This window comes from Vallitalea longa, from assembly GCF_027923465.1.
Classification (GTDB): domain Bacteria; phylum Bacillota; class Clostridia; order Lachnospirales; family Vallitaleaceae; genus Vallitalea; species Vallitalea longa.
Genome location: NZ_BRLB01000012.1, coordinates 60,427 through 85,276, shown reverse-complemented (window position 1 = coordinate 85,276; position 24,850 = coordinate 60,427). Strand labels below are relative to the sequence as shown.

The 24,850-nt window shown below is 30.5% G+C and carries 17 protein-coding genes and 1 other annotated feature; of the genes, 1 reads left to right on the top strand and 16 read right to left on the bottom strand.

Annotated elements, in window-relative coordinates:
* Positions 1–22: 22 nt before the first annotated feature.
* From QMG30_RS16910 to QMG30_RS16845, 14 genes are all read right to left on the bottom strand, one after another.
* Positions 23–418, bottom strand: a complete 396-nt coding sequence (locus tag QMG30_RS16910) for a bacteriohemerythrin (RefSeq protein ID WP_281817406.1) — start codon at positions 416–418, stop codon at positions 23–25.
* A gap of 154 nt (positions 419–572) precedes the next feature.
* Positions 573–775 (bottom strand) — a binding site (T-box leader).
* Positions 776–943: 168 nt separating this feature from the next.
* Positions 944–1,690, bottom strand: a complete 747-nt coding sequence (locus tag QMG30_RS16905) for a YdcF family protein (protein ID WP_281817404.1) — start codon at positions 1,688–1,690, stop codon at positions 944–946.
* Positions 1,691–1,737: 47 nt separating this feature from the next.
* Positions 1,738–2,619, bottom strand: coding sequence for an Hsp33 family molecular chaperone HslO (hslO, locus tag QMG30_RS16900; RefSeq protein WP_281817402.1), 882 nt, complete (start codon positions 2,617–2,619; stop codon positions 1,738–1,740).
* A 12-nt stretch (positions 2,620–2,631) separates the two neighbouring features.
* Positions 2,632–3,393 carry a class I SAM-dependent DNA methyltransferase gene (locus tag QMG30_RS16895; protein ID WP_281817401.1) on the bottom strand — a complete coding sequence of 254 codons (762 nt, stop codon included), beginning with the start codon at positions 3,391–3,393 and terminating at the stop codon, positions 2,632–2,634.
* 254 nt (positions 3,394–3,647) lie between these two features.
* Positions 3,648–7,403, bottom strand: a complete 3,756-nt coding sequence (locus tag QMG30_RS16890; protein ID WP_281817400.1) for an endo-alpha-N-acetylgalactosaminidase family protein — start codon at positions 7,401–7,403, stop codon at positions 3,648–3,650.
* 98 nt (positions 7,404–7,501) lie between these two features.
* Positions 7,502–9,658 (bottom strand): 1,3-beta-galactosyl-N-acetylhexosamine phosphorylase, encoded by a 2,157-nt coding sequence (gnpA, locus tag QMG30_RS16885; RefSeq protein ID WP_281817399.1) that lies wholly within the window; start codon positions 9,656–9,658, stop codon positions 7,502–7,504.
* A gap of 14 nt (positions 9,659–9,672) precedes the next feature.
* Positions 9,673–10,521: a carbohydrate ABC transporter permease gene (locus tag QMG30_RS16880; protein ID WP_281817398.1), complete on the bottom strand. Its 849-nt coding sequence runs from the start codon at positions 10,519–10,521 to the stop codon at positions 9,673–9,675.
* 4 nt (positions 10,522–10,525) lie between these two features.
* Positions 10,526–11,398, bottom strand: coding sequence for a carbohydrate ABC transporter permease (locus tag QMG30_RS16875; protein ID WP_281817396.1), 873 nt, complete (start codon positions 11,396–11,398; stop codon positions 10,526–10,528).
* Positions 11,399–11,530: 132 nt separating this feature from the next.
* Positions 11,531–12,877: an ABC transporter substrate-binding protein gene (locus QMG30_RS16870; protein WP_281817394.1), complete on the bottom strand. Its 1,347-nt coding sequence runs from the start codon at positions 12,875–12,877 to the stop codon at positions 11,531–11,533.
* A gap of 218 nt (positions 12,878–13,095) precedes the next feature.
* Positions 13,096–14,670 carry a response regulator gene (locus QMG30_RS16865; RefSeq protein WP_281817392.1) on the bottom strand — a complete coding sequence of 525 codons (1,575 nt, stop codon included), beginning with the start codon at positions 14,668–14,670 and terminating at the stop codon, positions 13,096–13,098.
* A complete protein-coding gene (locus QMG30_RS16860) occupies positions 14,671–16,458 on the bottom strand; it encodes a sensor histidine kinase (RefSeq protein ID WP_281817389.1) in 1,788 nt (595 codons plus the stop codon). It abuts the gene before it with no gap.
* A gap of 345 nt (positions 16,459–16,803) precedes the next feature.
* Positions 16,804–17,676 carry a sugar phosphate isomerase/epimerase family protein gene (locus QMG30_RS16855; RefSeq protein WP_281817387.1) on the bottom strand — a complete coding sequence of 291 codons (873 nt, stop codon included), beginning with the start codon at positions 17,674–17,676 and terminating at the stop codon, positions 16,804–16,806.
* Positions 17,677–17,686: 10 nt separating this feature from the next.
* Positions 17,687–18,544 carry a sugar phosphate isomerase/epimerase family protein gene (locus QMG30_RS16850; RefSeq protein ID WP_281817384.1) on the bottom strand — a complete coding sequence of 286 codons (858 nt, stop codon included), beginning with the start codon at positions 18,542–18,544 and terminating at the stop codon, positions 17,687–17,689.
* A 22-nt stretch (positions 18,545–18,566) separates the two neighbouring features.
* The gene (locus tag QMG30_RS16845) at positions 18,567–19,631 is read right to left on the bottom strand and encodes a Gfo/Idh/MocA family protein (protein WP_281817381.1); all 1,065 of its coding nucleotides are present in this window, start codon (positions 19,629–19,631) and stop codon (positions 18,567–18,569) included.
* A 281-nt stretch (positions 19,632–19,912) separates the two neighbouring features.
* Here QMG30_RS16845 and QMG30_RS16840 point away from each other — a divergent pair, with 281 nt between their 5' ends.
* A complete protein-coding gene (locus tag QMG30_RS16840) occupies positions 19,913–20,791 on the top strand; it encodes an AraC family transcriptional regulator (protein WP_281817378.1) in 879 nt (292 codons plus the stop codon).
* Between the two features lie 110 nt (positions 20,792–20,901).
* Here the strand turns inward: QMG30_RS16840 and QMG30_RS16835 are convergent, their stop codons facing one another.
* Both QMG30_RS16835 and addA read right to left on the bottom strand, forming a co-directional pair.
* On the bottom strand, positions 20,902–21,087 hold the full coding sequence (locus QMG30_RS16835) for an alpha/beta-type small acid-soluble spore protein (RefSeq protein ID WP_281817375.1): 186 nt from the start codon (positions 21,085–21,087) through the stop codon (positions 20,902–20,904).
* A 59-nt stretch (positions 21,088–21,146) separates the two neighbouring features.
* A complete protein-coding gene (gene addA / locus QMG30_RS16830; RefSeq protein ID WP_281817373.1) occupies positions 21,147–24,842 on the bottom strand; it encodes a helicase-exonuclease AddAB subunit AddA in 3,696 nt (1,231 codons plus the stop codon).
* Positions 24,843–24,850 lie beyond the last annotated feature (8 nt).

Below are 24,850 nucleotides of genomic sequence, written 5' to 3'. Positions count from 1 at the left end.
CCATTTCTCCTCTCTAATCGATTTAAGCGTATTTAGAATCTACATCAATGATATGATGTACTATCCAGTCAACCAAAAAAGTCAACATGTTATTAATATACTCGTATTGATTCTCATCAAAATCAGTTTCTTTGAATTTTTCCAGTTTCTTAACAAACATTTTGTGTTCCACCTGATGTACCAGAAAATCATCCTTGTCATATCCATTATTCTGCATGTATATTTCTTCGTAATCAAAATGATATACCGTGTAGTCCACCAATTCATTAAGTATTTCCATAAACTCATCGTAACAATCTATTCCTTCACGGATATCCTTCGTGAGTTCACTAACCTTATCAGCTATTTCAAATAAATGTCTGTGCTGATTATCGATTTCTTCAATCCCTAGATTGTAGTTATCTTTCCATTCTAACATCAATAACACCTCCATATTCTTATTGTGTCAAAATACTGAGCTGTCTTTAATTTGATTCTAAGAATAAACACTATCCACATATGGACTGTCATATGCTTCTAATATATATTCACTTATAATATAAAAAACTCGCCTCCTTACTACACTTATTGTAGTAAGGGACGAGATTATATACTATTCCCGCGGTTCCACCCTTATTGTTTCAAGAAACCACTTATATATGATTATAACGTAATCAACGGACTTAATTAGAGCCACTCAGAGGTAGTCTTCAAATGCTTCCATATAAAAGCCTCTCAACATATGGCTTTCTCTCTGTATACTTTCCCATCCTACTCATCTCTTCACAGTGTTTAAAAAGTTTGTTGATATAATTATATCATTCACTAATAGTTTGTCAACAATAAAGTAGACTAAATATCAAAATCCTTAGAAAAATTGACGTTATTCTTCTTCAGCTTTTTTTATCCCAGATTTCAACATATCAATTTCAATATCTTTTAGCTTGAAAAACAATAAAATTAATTAGAATACTGTATCTTTTATTACAGCAAAAAATTCTCTGACATAATAGTGTGGAATTATTGGTAATAAAGTTTTTGCTGGAACTCCTTGTACATCATTAAAATATTTTTCTGCAATCTTTTTGGCTCTATAAACGTGGTAATTACTTGTTATTATTGTTATAGAAGCATTATCTTTTTCATTATTGATAATATCAAAACTATATTTGAGATTTTCCTGTGTACTTGACGATTGGTCTTCCTTGATTAACCTATCTTCATCAATACCCTTATCTATAAGATATCTCTTCATAGCTTCTGCTTCAGTTATATCTTCACTTGGTCCTTGACCTCCAGATAATATCACCTTGCAATTATTGCCTTTAATATACTCATACGCCGCTTCAAGCCTATTGGACAGAGTAAGCGAAACCGTTGTACCTCTAACAGCAGCACCTAGTACTATAGCATAATCTGTTTCTTCATAGCTTTCCTTTCTCATACTATCTCTTACGATAAAAGATTCAAATATCAAAAACACTACCAGTAAAATAATAATAAATAGAAATACCGCTACCCTAATTACTTTTGGAACATTTAACTTAACGGTATCATAGTTCTTGAATATAAAATGAAGTATGAAACATATTACACAAACTAATATCCAAAAAAATGAAAACCCAGCACCAGCATTATAAGCAGTCAAATATAAAAAGTATAATATACTAAAACACCCTAGCAGCAACGAAAAAGCAGCTAATATACCCATTGGTTCTCCCTCCTTATTAATCATTTCATCCCCATCAACATTATAAGTTAGCTTCTAGCATACTTTAATAGAGATTTTAATTCATCTACTGTAAAATAATATTTTTTATTACAGAAATGACAATTCAATTCTATTGTCTTACCCTCATCAATCATTTCGTTAATATCTTTGCTACCAATACTAATTAGAGCTTTCTCTACTCTCTCTTTAGTACAATTACAGAAAAACCTAGTAGGTTTTGTCTCTAGAATTTTTGGCTCCATACCTTCCAATAACATATTTATTACTTGTTCAGGTGTTTTTCCTTCGCTCATCAATTCAGTTATAGACGGCATTTTGCTTATTCTCTCTTCAAGTTTATTAATTACTTCTTCATCTGCATTTGGAAGAAGCTGAATAATGAATCCTCCACTATGCTTTATACTATAATCTCTATCTACCAGTACACCAAGTCCCACCGCTGATGGCACCTGTTCGGAAGTTGCAAAATAATAAGTCAAATCTTCCGCAATTTCTCCTGATACTAAATGTGTTTGTCCCACATATGGATCTTTTAGTCCAATGTCCTTTATGATATTCAAAATCCCGTTTCCTAGAGCTTTTGAAACATCAAGTTTTCCATTTTCTTTTAATGGTAGATCAACAATTGGATCATAAGGATAACCTTTTACATTGGCATTTGCATCTGATGTAACTACCAAACCCTTTATTGGTCCATCTCCACGTATTTGAAGAGTAATAAGGTCATTATCATTTTTTAACATACTACCCATCATTGATGCAGCTGTCATAAGCCTTCCTAATGCAGCTGATACTACTGGCGAAGTATTATGTTTATCTCTTGCCATTTCAACCATATTTGTCGTAACTGCTGCAAATGCTCTTATTTGATTATCACAAGCTGTAGCTCTAACAATATAATCTTTCATATTAAACTCCTTTTATGTTTGTTTTCCTTGTTCTCTAGCTATAAAATATACTCTTTCGCTAGTATGCGTTGGTAACTCTAAAGTAAAAGCATCAAAACAATTAATATATTCAAGTCCTGATTTTATTATTAACTGTTTTACCTTATCCAAATCATACATTTTTTGATAATGGGTTTCAGTGTATCTATTATAATGATTGTTTTCATCTTTTATAAATAAGGTTAAGTCATATTCATTAATCTCATCTTCTTCATAATAATAGTTGTCCCATATATAAGCACTATCTTCACTAGTTTCAGCAAATGTATTATCACTTAAAACATTATTATATTTGTAATAAGTATTTAAATCGAAAATAAATAAACCCTTAGGGTCTAAATAATTATTTGCAAGCTTAAAAACTTTCAACAGATCATCTTCGTCTACGATATAATTAATACTATCGCAAATACTTATAATACAATCAACTGTACCATATAATTCAAATTCTCTCATATCCTGTAGTAGATAAAGTATATCACTATTGTTTTGTCTAGCTTTTTCTTTAGCCACACTCAACATGTCACTTGAATTATCTACTCCTATCATATCTATACCTTTATCTGCTAATAATTGTGTAACATTACCTGTTCCACAACCTAGATCAAGAACCAATTTAGGTTTTTTATAATAATATTTCTCAATAATTCGCAATATATAATCCACCCAATCATCATAGGGCACATTATCCATATATCTATCGTAAACCATAGCAAATGTATTATAACTTGACATTCTTGCACCTTCCTAATTAACGCTATTTAAACACTATGCTTTTCCATTATAAATATTATCTAAATGTAAGTCAAGAATAGTAGCATTGGAATTTGGAGAACAAGATTAGAAATTCATTAAAACAACTATTTTACATAAATTTAATATGTTTTAATAAGACAAAAAATAAACATGTGAATATATAATATATCTACATGTTTATTTCATTAAAATAACTTCGGAAAATTTAACTGTCTTATCTATAAACTACGTATCTATTTTACAGTTACTGTAGCAATAACTATAACCTCAAATCCATTAACATAACCTTTTACTTGGAAAGTTCCTACTTGTAAGTAATTTTCTCTTTCAATACCCTCCCATGCAATAGGTAAATCCATTACACTATCATCACTTAACTTAGTTGGTAATTCTGCTGGAAGTACTGGCGTATAACCTACGTTAGTTTCTATAGCTATTGGGTCTGCTTCTATAATAGTAACTTCTTCTCTATACACTTCTATTTCAGCAATACTTGCCCATCCGCCATGACCTTCAAGAGCTTCAAGCTTAACATATCTAGCACTTGTTGGGTCAAAACTTACCGATTTCTTGTTAGCATTAACCTCCCAATTACCTTCTGCTATTTTAGTGTAATCCACTCCATCATCAGATACATATAATCTATATTGAGATATAATTCCATTTAATTGGCTACTCCTTGGCTGTACTTCTACTTTATCAATCATATAATTATCATTAAGATTTAGTGTAATTGCTTGTGGAAGAGGATCTGATAGATCCCATTTTGTATGCCATAGAGTTCCTATATCTCCATCAATAGCATTACATGCTGGTTCCCAACCTTCTTCACTTGTTGCTGTTGCAGTCATATTGGATTGTGCAACCTTACTAAGATCAACTGGTGTTATCTCTGTTGGCTCAGCTGGCAGATAATCTATTTCTCTTATTACAAGATTATCTAATACAAAATCTTTGGAATTTCCAACAACGCACTTAATTCCAATAAAACTATTTCCTGAATCGGAAGCTTGAAATGACTTTTTGAATTCTTTTGGTTCGTCAGCGAATTTGATAGGTTTTCTATATACTTCTTCTGTACCATCTCCGATTACGAATTCATAAGCATCATCAGCATTTGCTTCATATTGGAAAGTAACTTCATAGCACTGTCCTTCAATAAATCTTAGATTTTGTGGTATTGTTTGATATACTAGGCCAGTTGATTCTTTATGTGCTTTTAATGACCAAATACCATCAATGACATCATCGATTTCTTTACCGTTCCATCCTTTTTGAGTATATGGAGCATGAAGCTCTGATAGATGAGTTCTTGGGTCATTAGTTCCTCCTGCTGCACCTTTAACAAATGGATATATACCTTGAACTATATTCTCAAAATCCTCTGCAAAATATACATCATCAGCTTTAGTAACTCTTTCGGTCTTAACGATACGCAAATCATCGAATACTACTGTATCTATTCCCTCATCTACTTTTACATATATTGTGGCAGAATCATCTCCTGCTGGTACGTCAAACAAGACTCTCATTCTCTGCATATTCGTATTGTTTTTCGAATCAGCTGATATATAATTTTGGGCTATGGAACTATCTGTATAATTAGAAACATCTGTACCATCAGTTGTTATTGCTCCAATAGATGCACGTCTATTTCCTTTTACTTCTACATATACAGATGCAGCATATGTTCCCTCTGATAATCCCGTGATTTCTTGACTTATAGTCGCTCCATTGCCACCATCTACTACTAATTCGTATTGTGAATTGTAATTACGCTCTACACTTACTCCTTCACCTGTTACTGTATAGCTATCTAAATTACCATTATTAAAACCAGGATCATTAATTAATGTTCCCTCTCCAAAATTGACATCTTCTGTTATATCTACTTCTTCTTTATATACTACGTAAGGCGTAGATGCTTCAGCTGTTATAGTAACCACTCCATCAACAACCTGTAGATCTTCAATAAATTGTTTTCCTTGGTCAGTAAGTTTATATAACTTAACTGTGTCTAGTTCTTGGTAGCTTAATGGTAATGTCCAAGCACTTGTTCCACCTAATTTATTGTAGTGATATAATTTATCTTCTGTTTTAGGCTCCCATGGTAATAGATATTTATCTCCTTCAAGAACCTTAATACCATCTTTAGTTATAACTTTATTGCCAGTCTTGTTGCTTACACTGACATTGTTAGTTAAGTTAATAGTATCATCGTCCCATTTCATTATTTGGAAATGTTGTAGAAACTTAGTAGGCATATTAGTTTCAAATACCATTCTTATAGCCTCATCAAAGTTTTTGTGTCCTTGCCATCCTTCATAATCAGCTACCTCTGCTCCTCCAAGTAGCTCATTACGTGCAATCCATGTATCTTTTTGATGATTACGTATGAATCTAGCAATTTGACTATTAAAACCTTTGATATTTTTTCCACCATAATTATATTCTACAGCCCAATGATACCAAATTGAATCTTCTTCTAGAGTATTAGGGAATTCAGTTGTCATTGCCCAACCAAGAGAATTAACTTCTCTAGCTAACCTTCTTCCATTCCATCCATTTTCATACCAAGCATCTGCGTATATGAAATCAAGATTAGGAACTTCTTCCTTTAATGCTTTAAATCTATTCAGACGGTTATCAGTTGTAGCTTCTCTTCTCATTGTAGGCTTATCAAAATCAAATGATGCATCTAACCAATCCCATCCACGTTTATCAAGATTAACTAACTCATTATCAAATGCATATGCTTCTGGATGTGCACCTGTTGCAGATATATGAACTCCGAAGAATCCATTATATTTATGTCCTTTATCAACTAATGTATTCATATCTTCCGCTCCACCTTGACGTATTCCAATGTGTCCTGCATAATCAGGGTGAGCTGAATCATGTCCTTCTGATTGATATCCTTTCAATTCAACAAATTGTCCAAGTCCGTCAGTTGCAAGATATAATCTCTTAGTCTCATCAAGAGTTTTTAGAAATGGGTTAGTTGCTTGACTTGCAAAATTAAATGGAATTCTATGTATCAATAGATTAGGTACCATTTCACTTCCTTGTGGATTATTCATTATTTCACGAAATGCAACTGCGGCATCCTGCCAGTCAACACTATCATCATTATTGATATTACCTGTAATAACGACTTTTGCACTTGGTAATGGTTCTGTATCATCAATTTTCTCTGGTCTATACAACCAAGAAGTACTCCATAATGAAGTAACATAATAGTCATCTTTTCTTACACTTTGTTTATAGATACGATCATTATCTGTATCTATACTGTAATCAGGTATTGCATTAGTCCATATTGTTGCTGCCAATTCATCAGTATTAAGAATTGCATACATATAATTTACCGGAGCATTATCTATACTACTATCATTCTCTAATGATGTAAAAATATCACCACTTCCATCTACAGCAGTATACATACGTGAACCTGCAAATGCAGCACCTTTTTGATTGCTATGTACTGATAATAAGCTATGATTAGGTATTTCTATATCATTTACTAAAGTATCTCCATTTTCATCAATATTAGTTATATCAAAAAATAGCTTGTTATCTACAACTTCCAACTTAGCAGTTATTGAGACATCAATATCCGCTATATCAAGAACATATTCTGCTTCATTATCATCACTTTTATTAAACCCAACTTCTGGATGATACATTGTTCCATTAATCTTAATACTATCTAATGTCTCTTCTTGACCATACATTATTTCTCCAGTAGCCATTTGATATTTTTCGATTCTAGGAAAATTCATATCTACAAAAACGGTCATTCGAGTAGAAGAGATAGTAGTCAAATTACTATCAATATCCTCAACCCCATTAGTATAAGAATGTTGCTGTTCATCATTATTAGTAATTTCTTGTGCTGATACTTGTATTGAACCAAAAACTTGCAGTGACATAAATACAAAAGATAATATTACTACTTGTACACCTCTAAATTTACTTTTTTTCCTCATATACCTTTCCTCCTTGGTTTAAATGAAATATAAATAATTAATCAACTTCCCCTCTTCAATATTTCATGCGGTATAGGAAAGTTGAGATAATCACTTCTCTAAATATTGAACCACTTACTCTCCATAGGATTAAGTTCTATCTCTATAGAATCATTTACTCTTTCTTTGTATACAATTGTTTTTTGTATTTTGTCTGAATTATTAATTACTATATACTTCCCTGCTTCTTTGTAACAAGCACACTCTGTATGGATGTTATCAGTAGTCCATTTATATTCTATATCCCCATTCCCAGTAACCCAATATATACTACGATGTAATAAATCAACGTTTTCATCACTATATGGTAATCCGGACATATATACACTTCTTCCCTTACCATATGTATTAACAGCTAAATTAATATCCCCTTCGTCCATTGTAAGAATTTCTGTATTTTCACTAGCACTTCTAATCCATTTTATTCCTTCACCACAATCAAATGTATTATTATCCTGTAGGATAAAGTGTCCATCAGTCAATTCATCATAGTTGGTATAACTTAGAGTATATCCTGTCTCTTTGTCAACACCTAATACATCTGATAATTGGAAATAACATCCTTGCCTTTGATAAGCAGTAGGTTCACCTATTCCAATGAATCCTCCACCATCATAAACCCATTTTCTTAATTTCACCAATAGTTCTTCTTGTGCCCAGTATTCTCCACCGCTCCAAGAAGTTCCAGCATCACCGGCATTGATAATAACCCCTATATCATCGCTGATGTCTTTTTCTATAATGTCATCAAAACTTATAAACTCTACATCTACAGCCATGCCACTCAAACACTCTATAACACCCACATATGAATATATTTTTTTATACCATAACGCATGTGCTACTTGATTAGTCTGCCATTTTCTAAGATTCCCCCATGCATTTAAGATAGCTACTTTAAATGGTGCTACATAAGGTTTTTTATTATCCATGTTGTTATGTATTTCTCTGAACTCGTCACATATTGCTTCTATTCTACTGACGAACTCAGGAAACTTAAGTGCAAGACTTAGATAACCACCATAACCCATCCTATCAACAGGATTTCTCAATAAGGCTCTCCTAGCCGCTAGCCATATTTCATTAGTTTCTTTCATTACGTCATTACCTTCATAGAATGTATCTGGGAAAAAATAAGGCAAGAATCTTCCCTCAGTGTATTCTACATTAGGAATATCTGCTATCATACGTAAAGTAGTCCCATTTCCTACAGATCCTACTACTGCATCAAGTCCTATAGATTCAAAATATTTTCCATAAGGTTCTGTTCCAATCCAATTATCCCCTAAAAACATCATGGCTTCTTTTCCATACTTATGAGTTAGAGCTACACATTCGTGAGCTAATTCTGATACAAATTTCTGTTGGAAATCTATGTAATCTCTAAAAACTTGTTTTGGTATTCTAAAAGGAGTATTATAATATCCTTCATCCACTATATCTTCTTGTGATATTTTATAACCTTTTTCCTCTTCAAAAGCTTTCAAAGCTTCTGGACTGACACTAGAACTGTAACCGAACCAGTCAACGAATTTTTCTTTAGCCATTTCATTGAATATTAATGTAAAATGGTAGAAAAAAGTTGTAAATCTAACTACATCTACATCTTTATTCTCTTTCAACCATTTTTCAAGATACTCAAGAACGTGTTCTTTTGTTTCATCGTGCCTGACATCATAAGGAATCTCATGAGGCTTAGTCCAATTATTGGTTATATGATTATACATCTGTGTACTATCCCATACCTGAAATGCGAAAAAGCTTACAGTATATGTATGAAACAAAATTGGTTGATTAATAATAACTCTGTCATTATCTGAATCATACTCCCACTTGGAAGAATGTAGTACTTTTCCTGTAGTTCTGTCAATAACCTCCCACCATTTTTTTGGATCATTGTTATAATTAACTTTAAATTGTTCTTCAAAAAATCCATTCATTATATTGATTGTTAGAGGTTTATTGACAGCAGTAATACGCTTAGTCATCAATGAAACCTGCTGAACTTGTTCTTCATGTGCTCTAGCCCATTCTTGATCTGACCTTGTTGGGAAATATGATGAATATACTTTCATATGAGAATCTTTAATTCCAGCTATTAATTCTGTACCATCACTATTACGTACTGCATCTGCTCCCCATCTATCCAATAACTTAATTATTTCCTGCTCTATTCCTTTTTCAATAGGTAATGTAACCCTTCCTTTTGTCTTCATCTTAAGCTGCCTCCTTATTCTTTCACTGCTCCAGCTACTATACCATCAAATATGTATTTCTGGAAAATAATATATAATGTTACTGTAGGTATCATTACAATGATTACAGCAGCACTTAATTGAGGCCATGCCCCACTTCTCTGGCTGGCAAAACTCATTAGCATAGTTGTCAATGTACGTTTACCTTCTGAAGGCATATACAAATATGGAATATACATATCATTCATTACTTCAACTGCCTTAAGAATTCCTAATGTAGCAGTAGCTGGTACAACCATTGGGAATATGACTTTTCTATATATAGTAAAGTATGAAGCTCCATCAATCATAGCACTTTCATCGATACTTAGAGGTATCTGGTTCATGAATTGCATATATATATATATCTGCATCAAATCAGTACCGATATATATTACTATAGGTGCTAATAGCGTATCGTAAATACCTACTTTTGATATTATTCCGAACCTTGCGATTTCAGTAACAAAACCTGGTACAAGCATACCCATCAAGAAAATCAAATAATACATTTTCTTCAATTTGAAATCAAAGCGACTCAATATATAGGCTATCATCGTGGATAAAATAGCATTGATTACTACAGAAACCGTTACTAGAATAAGTGAATTCTTAAGTCCTGTGAAAACATTACCTTTTTCGAATACGAATTTGAAATTATCCCAGAAAAACTGAGTTGGAGGTTTCAACGGGAATTCTGAACCGATTTGAAATTGTGTTTTGAATGCTGCAAATATTGTAACCAATATTGGTAAGAAAACGATTAAAGTAATTACTAAGAAAAATAATAATTTTATCGCTTCTACAATCCCTTTCTTAGCTTTATATTTATTAGTGTTTTTCATGTAATCACCTCTTCTCCGATATTATCTTCTTCTGTATAGTACTTAAAATCACTATCATAACCAATAAAACAACTGCCATAGCTGAAGCCTTACCAAAATGACTGTATTTGAATGCTTGTTGTATTGTATATAGCGTGAATGTTGTACTTGATGTTCCTGGACCACCACTTGTCATTACAAATGGAATATCGAATATCATTAAAGCTCCTCTGACATTCAAGAACAAAATAATCTCTATTACAGTTCTGATATTAGGTATTACAATCTTTGAAAATACCTTGAAAGAACTAGCTCCATCAACTCTAGCAGCTTCTAACATTTCTTTTGAAATGGATTGAATACCTGCTAAGAACAATATGATATGGATACCACAGAAACGCCATATGGATACAGCTGATAATGAAAAATTAACTGTTTCCTCACTACTGATCCATTTTACTGGGTTAGCACCAAATAATGCTAGAATCTCATTTAGTACACCACCTTGGGAGCTATAAAGAAATGAAAACATATATGCTACGGCAACACCATTAATTATATATGGTAAAAAAACAATTCCTTTGAACGTTTTTGAGAATCTAACTTTATCATCTAACAAGAAAGCTATAAACATCTCAATAGGAATAAACATCAAGTGAATCACAAAATAAATTCCATTATTCCTAAGACTGACCCAAACGTCATTATCTTTGAAAACATCTATATAATTATTAGTTCCTACAAATCCTATTGTCTTACTCATACCATCCCAATCTGTAAAACTCAAATAGAAAAGTTTAAACAGAGGATATATTACGAATAGTGCCAATAAAATAGTAGGTATAATTAAAAAGCTTACTATTATAATATTTTTTTGTCTATTTCTATTATCGAACATCTATATTCATCCCCTCTAAAAGGTACTTTTTAACTAGTTATTGTTTAAATAAAGCTTTGGAAGAAAATTGATTATATCTTCTTTCAAAGCTTTGATTTACTAACTTAAATAAGCATTTACTTAATATCCAACTTATTTATTTCTTGCCGCTTTCCATTTCTTATTCATATCACCCATCATTTTCTCTAAATCTTTGCCACTTAACATTTCTTGACCCATACCTTTCATATCAAAGCTGATAGTATCTGCTATTCTCTTATATTCTTCATTTCCTGCATCGTATACAACATATTCTAGATCTATATCTTCAAAAGCTTCATTGAAGAACGGTATATCTGCACTTACGCCTTTCATAGTAGATAATTGTTGTGTATAATCTATATATTCTTTATAATAGTCACTCATAAAGAACCAGTTGATAAATTCTTTTGATTCTTCTATATGTTTGCTTGTCTTAGGAGTACCCATGAATCCTTCTGCAGTTGTAATAACATTTAATGGTTGTTCCTTGGAATCATTAACAGGAAGTATAAATATTCCCAATTCCTCTTCTTTTTTACCACCCATAGTATCATATTCTTGTGCGAACCATTGTCCTGCTGCTAACATTGCTCCTTGACCTGCTAAGAACATAGCTTTTTGTTGGTCCCATCCATATCCAAGAGGATCATCACCACATACTTCTGAGTCGTATAGATTTTTAATCTTAGTATATGCTGTATAGAAAGGTTCACCTTCAGTAAAAGGTTCATCTTTACTAGCCATCACATTAAGATATTTTCCATCATTAGCTTCCAATAATGGCATATATTCATTAAATGGATAAGTAGTCCAAGAATCTTTTCCTCCAAGTAGTAACGGTATATATTCACCTTTTTCTTTTATTGTTTTAGCAGTATCAACAAATTCATCCCATGTACGAGGAATGTCTAAGTCATATTTTTCAAATATGTCTTTTCTATAATAGACAAATTCATTAAATGAACCTTGTGGAATACCTATAACATTTCCATCCAAAGCACAATCTGTAGCTATATTATTGTTTTTAGTTGCTTCAAGGTCATTTAATGGTACCATTATATCTTTATATGTAAGTAGATTACTTGCTCTTACTAAGAATACATCTGGCAACTGATTAGCTGAGTTTCTTATTTTCATAGTATTGTCATATTCTGTCGGTTGAATCTGCTCTACCTTAATAGTTACGTTAGGATATTCTTTTTTGTAAGCTTCGCTTACGTTATTGATTTCTGTCAAGTACTCGTATCCCACTTCATTCCATGATACAAAAGTTAAAGTTACAGGTTTTTTGTCCTCACTGGCATCTTTATTTTCTTTACTTTCTTCTGAAGCTTCTTTTGAAACTTCTTGTGATACTTCTTTTTCCTTTTTATCTTCCTTTTTCTGGCAACCTACCCCTAGGATACCTATTATTAAGGTTACACATAATAAGACGCTTACTCTTTTAAATAATTTCATTCATGTTCCCTCCTATAATTTATATACTTTTAATTACATTAGTTGTAATCTCTATGTATATAATACATTATTGTTTTGTTGTTTTTAATGATTTATGGTAGGTTGTTCATGATGTTTTTTGTGCAATTATTTATTTTATATTAATTTATCGAAAATGCAATTAACATTTTCATGATATTTAATGCTTTTCATGATGTTTTTTTGTTATATCTAATATATCATGATTTTTTATATTGTTTCGGACTCATACCTACTATTTTCTTGAAAGTTCTGCTGAAGTGTTCTACATTAGCATAACCTACACAATAACATATTTCATAGATCTTCATATCTGTATCACCAAGTAGTTCTTTCGCCTTCTCTATTCTTTTTTTGGTTAAGTATTCGGTAAAAGTCAATTTAAGATCTTTAGCAAATATTTTGCTAAAATAAGCCTCGCTAAGATGTACGTACTCACATACATTCTTGAATGTGATTTTCTCCTTATAATGTTTTTCTATAAATTGTTTTGCTTTTTTAGTGGATTGACTTATTTCCTGATATTTATCTTCTTGTAGATAATTGATGATCTCTTCTATTATACTTTTAATCCAATTATTTACTTCTTCTACAGTTTCATATGATTTTATATGTTCATAGAAATTCACTTTTTCATTAGGAAGCCTATAATCTTTGTCAATATCGTTCATATATTGTGAAATCAAGAAGAATAGTTCCATGTAAGAAGTTATGATGTCATTTATTTTTCTGACTTTGAACTTGCTTATACTATAAAATATCTTATCTAATTCATGATTTACAGATTCCTTGTCAAGTCGATTCAGTGCATTTATTAGATTTCTTTCTTGACCTATAATGCTATGCCTATTACTTTCTTTCACATATACGGAATCTTTAGGGTAGATATTTTTCCCTTTACCTAATAAAAATCTTAGCTGAGAATTCTTTTTTGCTTGTTTATAAGAAATAGGTATATAATCATATCCGTTTTTTGTTTCACTGATACCAATACTTATATTAATATTGACTCCGTTAAAAAGTACATGTCGTACAGCTTCTAACGCTTCTTCTATATGCTTATTGATTTTACTGATATTATTTGTTCTGTCTGATAGAATCACTACATACTCACTTGAAGATATTGCTACTACTTCTCCATATTGTAATTTGATTAATACTTGATCTATCGCCCTTAGTACACTTCTCTCAAAGTCATTGATACTATTACTATACCTTTTACTAATCTGTTGGTAATTATCTATTAGAATACAGCATACAGTCATATTATTACTTATTAATTTCAATTTATAAGTAGCTATTTGTTGTTTTAGATTATATTTCTCACCATCATTTAATAAACTTTTTATGTATTTATCTTTATCTTTATTAATTATATTGTTGTTTTTATTAATATTATCATGTTTTTTTATTACATTAATAATTAACTCTAGAACTTGTTCAGGTTCCATCTCCCTTTTTAAAATATAATCAGTTACCCCATATTTAAAAGCTTGACGAACTAGATTGAAATCATCATATGCACTAAGTACTATGATTGAAGGATTAATATTCATTTTTCTAATTTCTTCAATCAATTTCAATCCATCCATAACAGGCATGTTTATATCAGTTATCACTACATCTACATCCATATTGTTTTTAATGATTTCCAATGCCTTTTTCCCATTAGGTGCTTCTAAACTCATATCAATGTTATGTTTTTCCCATTCAATTAATGTCTTTAATGCAAACCTGAATATGGGTTCATCTTCTACTAATAATATCTTATACATTTACTTTTCCTCTCCTTCTCCTATAATCGGAAGTGTCACCGTAACTTTAGTGTATCTCATATATTCACTTTTTATTGTAATACCATATCTTTCCCCATGATTTAATTTAATTCTTCTCATCACATTATATACCCCTATGTGATTAAAGCTTTTTTTATCTTCACTTCTTTGATTATTAATTATGTCATGTATTCTTTCTTTCTCAATTCCGATACCATTATCTTCTATATCAAATATTAAATAATCCTCTTTTATATATCCACTAACCTTAATGATACCTTTTCTATCTACTTTACTTAATCCATGATGTATAGCGTTTTCTATTAGAGGCTGTAATGTAAGTTTTATCATATGCAAAGATTTGATTTCATCACTAATATCATATGCCACAGTGAATAATTCATCAAATCTGACTTTCATTATGTATAGATAATTATTGAGATACTCAAGTTCTTGATTAACCGTAACTAAAGAATTGTTTTGCTTGAATAAAGCAGATAATAGATTCATGAAAGCATCTGTCATATTTTTTATCCCATCAACTTTTGCTATCATAGCCATTAACCTTATGGATGTCAAAGTATTATATATGAAATGCGGTTGAATCTGGGCTTGCAATGCTTTTATCTCTTCTTTGCTTTTTTCTTTTTCTTGTATGTCTCTTTCAATCATTAATTTATTTATTTCAGATACCATTATATTAAAAGATTCACCCATCTCAACTATCTCAAGACTACCTTCCACAACTATTCTGTCATCAAAATTACCTTTTTGAACACTTTTCATCTTACTTATTAATTGTTTTATAGGTGAGACTATATCTTTTATAAAGAAAACAGCAAAAATAACAAACAAACAAACGATAACAACATATATTAATACAAAATACAGCATAACCTGATTCATTTCACTTGTCAGCAAGTTATAGTCAATAATATTGACCATCAGCCATTTTTTATTATTAGTGAAATAAGTATATACCATACTTTTTTTGTTGTTGAACAATATATTATTATAGCTTTTTTCTATATAGTCTTTATTAAATAAATTATATTCTTTTATATCCTCTTTTGAAAAAGCACTATTAGAAGCTACTATAATATCATTATCTTTATTTATAAGTAAACCTGTTCCCATTCTATGATTTTGAAATTTTGCATATATAGTATCTATACTTTTAGGCATAAACACAAAACAAACAACTTCCACTTGATTCTGGTCTCCTAATATATCCGGACTCATAGTAAATAATAATTGCTTCTGGCTTAATCCAGTATTGATCATTTCATTGGTTCCTTCAGGCATTATGATCCTACCTCTGTTTTGTATAGCTTTCTTATACCAAGATTCTTTTCTGACTGTTTCTTCATTCTCTTTCAATGGACTCTTAAAATAATAATGTCCTCCACCTTTGTAAAAGAAAATAACCGAATATATGTCATCAGAGCAATTAATTAATGAATTGATTTTTGAATTGATTTGATTAGATAAGTCTAAACGATAACCCTTAGCTTCAGATTGCTTCATCATTGAAACCAAGTTAATTATCTCGGAATCATTTCCTATCATAGCACCTTTTAGAGAAACATTATTAAGTTCATCCTGTATCCTAATTGACATTTGTTCCATTGTTTGCAATACCATTTCCGAATAATGATCCACAAATATATTTTTATAAGCCATATTCAAAAAAAAACTTATTAATAATACAGGTATAACAATTATAATAATAAAATTCAGAAAATACTTTTTAGTAATACTATGCTTCTTAGCATCTTTTTTTCCCATAATTATCCCCCAATTTATCATGGTCATATTCAATCATAAAAAGGCTACGCCTTTCATAAAAATTTTTAAGAAAATAGAAAGTAGTACTATCTTGTTTAATAAAAAATAATGACCATAACAAAAATTTTTTCATTTTGGTCATTATCATTAATTTAATTATAACTTATGTATCACTTTATATTCAATACCCAAATGAACAATTTATTAATTTTTATAATTCCATTTTAATTGACATGTTAATAATAAGAATTATAAATATCACAAACTAAATAGGCTCTGTAGATAAAACAGAACCTATTATGATACAATATTAAATTATGTCATTAAATCAATATTTATTTGTCTTTATGCCATTTCTATGAATTTACGCAAATTAGCTAAACCTAATTCTATACCTTTTAATGGTTCTTCAAGTCCTTCAAATTCAATAGACAAAACACCCTTGTAGCTGTTATTCTTCATTATTCTTAAGCATTGCAGTATAGGAACATCTCCATGACCTATAATAGCGCCTCTTAAATAATTTCCACCTCTTGATAAAAACCAGCCTTCTCCAGGATTAGGTAACATACCCGATTTGATATGAAAATCTTTTGCATGTACATGAAATGCATAAGGCATCAATAGACCTACTGCTTTTTCTGGAGCTTCATCCACACATATAAAGTTTCCCATATCAACAAGTAGCCCAAAATTAGGATGATTGACACCATTAACTAATTTTTCTAACCTATCACTGTCTTGACAGAAATATCCATGATTTTCAACCATAGTCTTTATACCGAATTTCATAGCGTATTCAGTTACTTCCTTACACCCTTTAATTAATCTTGGTAAAGCATCATCAAAAGATTTTGGTCCGTTATAATCATTGGTAAATCCTATGGTAGCATCATGTCTCAATGTTTTCGCTCCAAGTATTCTTGCAACATCAACTTCTTTTTTAACTCTCTCTATCTCAGCATCTAGATCACCATTACTACCATTAATAAAATCAGCACCAATTGTATAGCTTTCTATTTCTATTCCTACTTTTTTACTTTCTTCAAACGCCATTTTTGCAAAAGACTCATTTGTTTCTCCATCTTCTAAAATGAAATTGATGAATTCTATAACGTCAAAACCCATTTCTTTTGCTTTTTTTATTACATCAATCTGTTTTAGCTTACCAGATTGCACTAATCTTATGAAACTGTAAGAACTAACTCCTATTTTCATTCTTCATCACCTATCTTATAATTTTCTCAAGAAACTCTACTGCCTCACGAATATCTTTTTCTGGATTGTTTCCTACTTCTCTTTCAATAGTTAAAAAACCGTTATAACCAATATCCCATAAAGCCTTTATATAATTATCAAAATCAACGTTACCAGCACCTAAAGGTTTTTCTAAGAAATAATCATCGCAATGAAAACCTTCTGGTATTCCTTTTGCAAAACAATCATATATATATTCTGGATCGGATTTCTTCACCATGATACCATCTTTTGCATGTGTATGAACTATATAATCTTTTAATGTATATACACCTTTTACAGGATCATCTCCTGTAACCATAACCAGATTAGCAGGGTCATAATTGACTCTTACTCCTTTACTATCTAGACTATCTAGAAATGTTTTTAGAGTTTCTGCTTTTTCTGGACCTGTTTCAATGGCGAAATATGCCCCTACTTCATCTGCATAATCACCTAATTTTTCGCAAGCTTCCTGCATGATTTTGTATCTAGCATGAGACTTGTCATTTGGTACAACTCCAATATGTGTAGTAACAATATCTGTCTCTAGATCCTTAGCTAAATCCATTATTCTCTTAGATATCTCTATTTTTTCCTTGTTATCCTCTCTAATCGTAAAACCATGACCACCTAAATCACCACATAAGGCAGAAACTGTAAGTCCATTAGATTTTATATAATCAAGTAAATCTTTTCTATCTTGTTTAGTGAGATTATCTGGTGACATATCACCTTTTACAGCATATATCTGAATACCTTGAGCTCCAACTTCTTTTGCTTTTCTAATTCCTTCCTTGACTCCCATTCTAAATGAGTCTACTATAACACCTATTTGATTTTTTCCCATTTCAACTACCTCCTGTTAATATTTATAATTTAACCTCATGTCCTAACTCAGATGATTTATATATAGCATCAAGAATTTTCATGATAGCTACTCCATCTTCTCCTGGATTTCTACACTCTACTTTATTAACTATACAATCAATAAAGTGTGCTGTTTCTCTCTGAAATATTGCAGCGAATTTATTTTTCTCTTCTTGTACAATAGGTCTTTCTTCAACAAAGTAATCATTATGTTCTTTATAGAATTCAAGTTCCGGTTCCATCTTAACACCTGCTTTGTCTCCATAGAGCATTAAATAATTATTATCCTCTTTAGTATGTAAAACCCAACTGGTCTCAATATTCAATGTCATGTCATTATCAAATTTAATCAATGCAGTTGCTGAATCTTCAACATCACAATAAGGATTATTCTTATCATAATCTTTAGCATTATATTTAGTCATGCCTTTTATATATGATTTGATTCCTAGATGATTAAATGTAGATGCTGTCACTGATACTGCCTTTGGTTTGCCTGTCAAATAACTGATCAAATCAATTACATGAACACCTAAATCAATAACAGGTCCCCCTCCTGAACGTTTTTTGTCACAGAACCATCCACCTGGATTTCCCCATTTTCTTATATAACCTGTTTTTGCATAATAGACATTACCTAATTCACCTTTTTCGATGACTTCTCTAATATAATCTGTATTTTTTTCAAATCTCCTTACGAATCCGACCATCAAAAGCCTTTTTGTTTCTTTTGCTGCATCAACCATTGTCTGCGCTTCATCAGCATTCATAGCTAAAGGTTTTTCGCATAAAACATCTTTTCCTGCTCTCATAGCAGCAATACTGATAGGTGCATGAGAATTATTCCAAGTAGTTACACTAACTGCATCTAACTCTTTCATCTTAAGCATCTCATTGTAATCAGTGAAAACATGTTCAATATTATGCTTAACAGCATATTCCTCTGCTTTTTCATTATCCAAATCACAAACTGCTACTATCTCTACATTTGGAAGTTCTTCATAGCCCTGAACATGATATTCACTAATATTTCCTGCCCCTATAATACCTACTTTGACTTTATCCATTTTCCATTCACCTCATAATATTATTACTCAACTTTCGTACCCTAACTCAATGCAAATAAACTATTATGTTTTATTATGACTCATCCATTAGCTTTCTAACATGATATGAAAAAGTTGAGTTGTTATTTTTACATGACCTTAATACTTGTATTTACATTTTCTATTTTGTAGTCTATTATAATACATATATACTAATTCTACTTTAAATCTATTGCTCAAAATTATAACTATATTGCTTACATTTATTAAACTGAAAATATTATGAAAGGTAATTATTTTAAATGGATAAATCATTATTACGTGAAAAAATGACTATGCCTAATCCTGATTTCTGTATGAAACTAACTAAAAATCATTCAAAAGGGGTTAATTCTACTGCTTTTTATACTCATTGGCATAGGGAAATGGAACTATTATACATAATAGAAGGATCTGCTTTGTTTAAGTGTAATGATAAATCATTTGTTGTCAATGAAAAAGACCTAGTAGTAGTAAATTGCAACGAAATTCATTATGGGCAAAATATAACTGAAGATTTGAAATATTACTGTATAATATTAGATCCCCACATTCTAAATAGTAGGATTATAGATTTATGTGATTCAAAATATATTAATCCAATAATTGAAAATAGGATATTATTTAATAGTGTAATAGTTAATGATAATTTGGTGGAAGAATATATCGAATCAATCAATTATGAATATACCAACCGTCAAGTTGGTTTTGAATTAAGTATAAAAGCCTCTTTATATAAGCTCATTGTTCTTTTAATGCGTAATTATATACGAACAGTGCTTACAGATACTCAAGTGAAATATCGTACACTCAATATTGATAGATTCAATGGAATCCTTAAATACATTGAAAATAATTTTACCAATGATTTAACCTTAGAGCATATGAGCGAACAAGCACATATGAGTAAATATCATTTTTGTAGAATGTTCAAGAAGATGACAGGTGATAATGTAACTCACTTTATTAATTCATTACGGATACAAGAAGCGGATAATTTACTTATTAACTCAGATTTATCAATAAGTGAAATAGCTTTTAATGTTGGTTTTAATGATACCAGTTATTTTAGTAGGATATATAAGAATTTCAAGAATACATCTCCATCCAATAGGAGAAAATTGTTTATAGAAAACAAATAGGCTACGCCTAATAAAAGATTTCAAGAAAAATAGAAAGTAGAACTTTCCTATTTTAATTAAAATAACCTTGCTATACACTTGGCAAGGTTATTTACCTGATTTAGAACAATCTATTTTTTAACACTTCGCTTACGTTTAGTCATTAATCCTCCAATTCTGCCTGTTTCTTTGGCAGTCAAGGATTTCCATCCACCAGCAGTTACCTTATCTAATAAACCTAGTTCTTCAGCAATTTCATATTTAAGTTTTTCATTCTCATTAATTACTTTTTTATCTTTACTCTTGCTATTTTCCATATATAACCACCCTTTCTATTTTAATTATGGGGTTATAATAGATATTTTATACAATAATACTAATTTTTATCAACTAAGATAGCTTTATTGATGCTAAAGGAATATAGTATTCTTTCATTTACTTTCTTTCCAGTTATATTTTCAAGAGCTTTTGAATATAATTCCATTTGTTTTTTATATCTTTTTACAAGTGTTTCTTCCTCATTATTCTTTAGATAATCAGTCTTGTAATCAACTAAGATTATCTTGTTGTCTTCAATGAAATAGCAGTCAATGACACCTTGGACTAAAGCTTTTTCGTCAATATCGCAATCTTTATATATCTCTTTTAAAGGAACTCCTAGAACAAATGGTACTTCTCTATATAACATTCCATTTGACTCGGCATCAACCATTCTTTGTAATAAATTACTTGTACTAAAAAGTGATATAGATTTTATTTTTATACTTTTTTTCTCTTTTTCAGTTATTATTTCAGCTTCTTGCAGGCTTTCCAGATATTTAATAATATAATTGTGATCTCCTAGTTTTTTATAATCAATATGCTGCATTACCTTATGGAATGCTGTACCTTTTTCACTGGATGTCAATTCTAGTTTTTCTTCCATGAATCTAGGCTTATATGGTTCAAATTCATTAAACATTTCATCATAGTCTACCATTTCGTCAGGCATACTTTGTTTTTTGATTTCAGATACAGAAATCTTAACGGGTTTTAAAATTGAATCTTTATGAGGATATATCCAATTGAGATTACTATCAAAATACTCTTTGTCATGTTCACTATATTTTTTTGCATAATCCCAATTTGATAAGCTTTCAAATGTTTCATCTTTAACCGTCGCTATATCCTCTTCTCTAGTTAAAATATCATCTTTTGTGAATACCCTTATATTCCATGAGGAACTATGGTTGAATAGTTCTTCTGGTGAACATATGGAAGGATTGGATAATAGATTCCTAATGGATTGACCATCTTTATGTCTTAAAATGGTAGGTATAATAAAATCCAAGTAACAATGTCCTTTTGAAATAATTTGGGGTATTAATAAAGTATCTTCAAAGAATAGATATCTGGATAGTTTTTCAGCTTTTTTACATATATCTTTCAGACTTCCCACTAATATCAATTTTTCTCTAGCTCTCGTAAGAGCAACATATAATATTCTTATTTCTTCTGATAGACTTTCATTCTTGATTTTTCTACTGATAACTGATTTTGGTAAAGTCTTGGTTTCATATCTCATTTCATAGTTAACATATTTAGGTCCTATGCCTATATCTTGATGTAATAATATAGGTTTATTCAAGTCCTGCATATTGAATTGTCTACCCATCCCAGCTATAAAAACTATAGGAAATTCAAGTCCCTTACTCTTATGAATACTCATTATTCTAACCAAGTTTTCACTTTCTCCAAAAACAGTAGCTTCTCCCATATCTATGGAATACTTATGTATCTTTTCTAAATACCTAATGAAATTAAATAACCCTTTATAGCTAGTTGATTCATATTTGATAGCTTTGTCTATAAGTAAATCCAGATTTGCTTGTCTTTGTCTGCCACCTGTCATTACTGAAATATAATTATAAAAATGAGATTTATCGTAAATATCTAAAATAAGTTCATCAAGAGGCATATAAACTGCTTTATTCCTCCATTCTTTCAATTGTTTATTGAACTTATCTAGTTTTCTACTAAGTTCATCTTCATTAATCGTACCAATCATATATTGAGTAAATGCATCGTAGTATTCTCCATCAGGCAGAGCTGCTTTTATTCTTACTAAATCATCAGCTTTCAACCCTACAATAGGTGATCTCAAAACAGCTATTAATGGAATATCTTGTCTTGGATTATCAATTATCTTCAATAACGAAAGTACCGTCTTAACTTCAATAGTGTCAAAATATCCAGATGTAGCATCTGTATAGGCTGGTACATCATAATTGATTAATTCGTTAACAAATGTTTCTGCTAGACTACTTGTTGATCTCATCAATATAACTATGTCTTTAAACATAGCTTTTCGGTACTCTCCTAATTTTTTATCATATATGAAATAAGGGTTTTCTGGATTGACCATCTTTTTTATTCTATCTGCAATTACTTTTGCTTCAAGTATTTCTTTTTCCATTCCTTCTTCTTCCATCATATCCTTATTATCTATAATGACCACTTCTGTTTCTTCTTTAGTTTGTATATTTTCACACGCTTTATAATCTGCTCCAAGATATAAAGCAGCTGACTTGTCGTACACAACATCACCATATGTACTGGACATTATTTGGCTGAATATATAATTGGTACTATCAATAACACCTTTTCTACTTCTAAAATTCTTATGCAGATTAATCTTTTGGTACAAACTTTCTTCTAATGAATAAGTTTCATATTTTTCCATAAACAATTCAGGTTTGGCCAACCTAAATTTATAGATACTTTGTTTTACATCACCAACCATAAACATGTTGGGGTTTTTCGCTAATATCTTAGATACGCTTGTTAAAATGGTTTCTTGTACTAGATTACTGTCTTGATATTCATCTATAAGTATTTCATTGAATTTATCTTGTAATTCAACTGCAGCATCAGATGGTACTTTATTTCCATCTTCATCTTCACCTATTAATATATCTAAAGCAAAATGTTCTATATCATTAAAATCTATAATGTTTTTCTCTGACTTGGCACTTTGGTATTTGTCAATGAATTCTTTTACCAGATTACATAATGTTCTTATAACAGGATAAGTATTGTTTATATCGTTTATTATGCTATCTCCACTCTTATAAAAGAATTCATCTTTCAATTTAGTAAAACCATCTTTTACATCGTCTCTTATGTCTTTGATTCTAGTTTTCAGAACCTCATCTACATCTTTTTTACATCTACCTATAGCACTGAATTTAATATTTATTATTACCTTGGAAATATTTTCAAAAGATGTCCCAAGAGTATCATATACTGTTCTTAAATTTTTTATATCTTGTTTTATTGTATCCAAATATCCTATAGGTCCATTATCAATTAAACATTTTTTTTCGCATTCTTCTAATATTCTAATATACATTGAAATTTCTCTATTCAAAATATTATTAATAATTTTTATCCAAGGAGTGCTGTCAAGGTTGTCTATATTATTAAAATTAAGTTGCTCTGATTTATCTTTTAACCATTTTTCTGGCCAAGGATTGCTAATGGCGAACCTATGTAATTCAAGAATTAATTCTTCAATTTTTTCATCTGATTTCCCTGTTGCATAACTTTCTATGAGATTAGTAAAATCTAAGTTATCTTCTGATTGATATTTTTCTTCTAATAATTCTTTTATAATATCACTCTTAAGAAGAGTCAATTCTGTTTCATCAGCTACTCTAAATGAAGGGTCCAAGTTAATAAGGTGGAAATTATTTTTTATTACATTAAGACAAAAAGCATGTATAGTCATAATATTAGAATTTGGTAACAATGATAGCTGTTTATGTAAATATTTGTTTTCAGGATTATCATCTATTTTTTTTTCTAGTGCTTCTGATATTCTTTCTCTCATTTCTGAAGCAGCTGCATTGGTAAAGGTTACTACTAGGAGACTATCAATACTTACTGGATTTTCTTTATCAATTACCATTTTGATAATTCTTTCTACAAGTACTGCTGTTTTTCCAGATCCTGCTGCAGCTGATACTAATAAATTTCTATTACGTGTATTAATAACATTTTGCTGTTCTTCAGTCCATTTTACTTCTCCCATTGGTATCC

Excerpts from the sequence above, each read along its gene's own strand:
- QMG30_RS16910 (WP_281817406.1), bottom strand. The coding sequence starts at position 418 with ATGTTAGAATGGAAAGATAACTACAATCTAGGGATTGAAGAAATCGAT.
- QMG30_RS16905 (WP_281817404.1), bottom strand. The coding sequence starts at position 1,690 with ATGGGTATATTAGCTGCTTTTTCGTTGCTGCTAGGGTGTTTTAGTATA.
- hslO (WP_281817402.1), bottom strand. The coding sequence starts at position 2,619 with ATGAAAGATTATATTGTTAGAGCTACAGCTTGTGATAATCAAATAAGA.
- QMG30_RS16895 (WP_281817401.1), bottom strand. The coding sequence starts at position 3,393 with ATGTCAAGTTATAATACATTTGCTATGGTTTACGATAGATATATGGAT.
- QMG30_RS16890 (WP_281817400.1), bottom strand. The coding sequence starts at position 7,403 with ATGAGGAAAAAAAGTAAATTTAGAGGTGTACAAGTAGTAATATTATCT.
- gnpA (WP_281817399.1), bottom strand. The coding sequence starts at position 9,658 with ATGAAGACAAAAGGAAGGGTTACATTACCTATTGAAAAAGGAATAGAG.
- QMG30_RS16880 (WP_281817398.1), bottom strand. The coding sequence starts at position 10,521 with ATGAAAAACACTAATAAATATAAAGCTAAGAAAGGGATTGTAGAAGCG.
- QMG30_RS16875 (WP_281817396.1), bottom strand. The coding sequence starts at position 11,398 with ATGTTCGATAATAGAAATAGACAAAAAAATATTATAATAGTAAGCTTT.
- QMG30_RS16870 (WP_281817394.1), bottom strand. The coding sequence starts at position 12,877 with ATGAAATTATTTAAAAGAGTAAGCGTCTTATTATGTGTAACCTTAATA.
- QMG30_RS16865 (WP_281817392.1), bottom strand. The coding sequence starts at position 14,670 with ATGTATAAGATATTATTAGTAGAAGATGAACCCATATTCAGGTTTGCA.
- QMG30_RS16860 (WP_281817389.1), bottom strand. The coding sequence starts at position 16,458 with ATGGGAAAAAAAGATGCTAAGAAGCATAGTATTACTAAAAAGTATTTT.
- QMG30_RS16855 (WP_281817387.1), bottom strand. The coding sequence starts at position 17,676 with ATGAAAATAGGAGTTAGTTCTTACAGTTTCATAAGATTAGTGCAATCT.
- QMG30_RS16850 (WP_281817384.1), bottom strand. The coding sequence starts at position 18,544 with ATGGGAAAAAATCAAATAGGTGTTATAGTAGACTCATTTAGAATGGGA.
- QMG30_RS16845 (WP_281817381.1), bottom strand. The coding sequence starts at position 19,631 with ATGGATAAAGTCAAAGTAGGTATTATAGGGGCAGGAAATATTAGTGAA.
- QMG30_RS16840 (WP_281817378.1), top strand. The coding sequence starts at position 19,913 with ATGGATAAATCATTATTACGTGAAAAAATGACTATGCCTAATCCTGAT.
- QMG30_RS16835 (WP_281817375.1), bottom strand. The coding sequence starts at position 21,087 with ATGGAAAATAGCAAGAGTAAAGATAAAAAAGTAATTAATGAGAATGAA.
- addA (WP_281817373.1), bottom strand. The coding sequence starts at position 24,842 with ATGGGAGAAGTAAAATGGACTGAAGAACAGCAAAATGTTATTAATACA.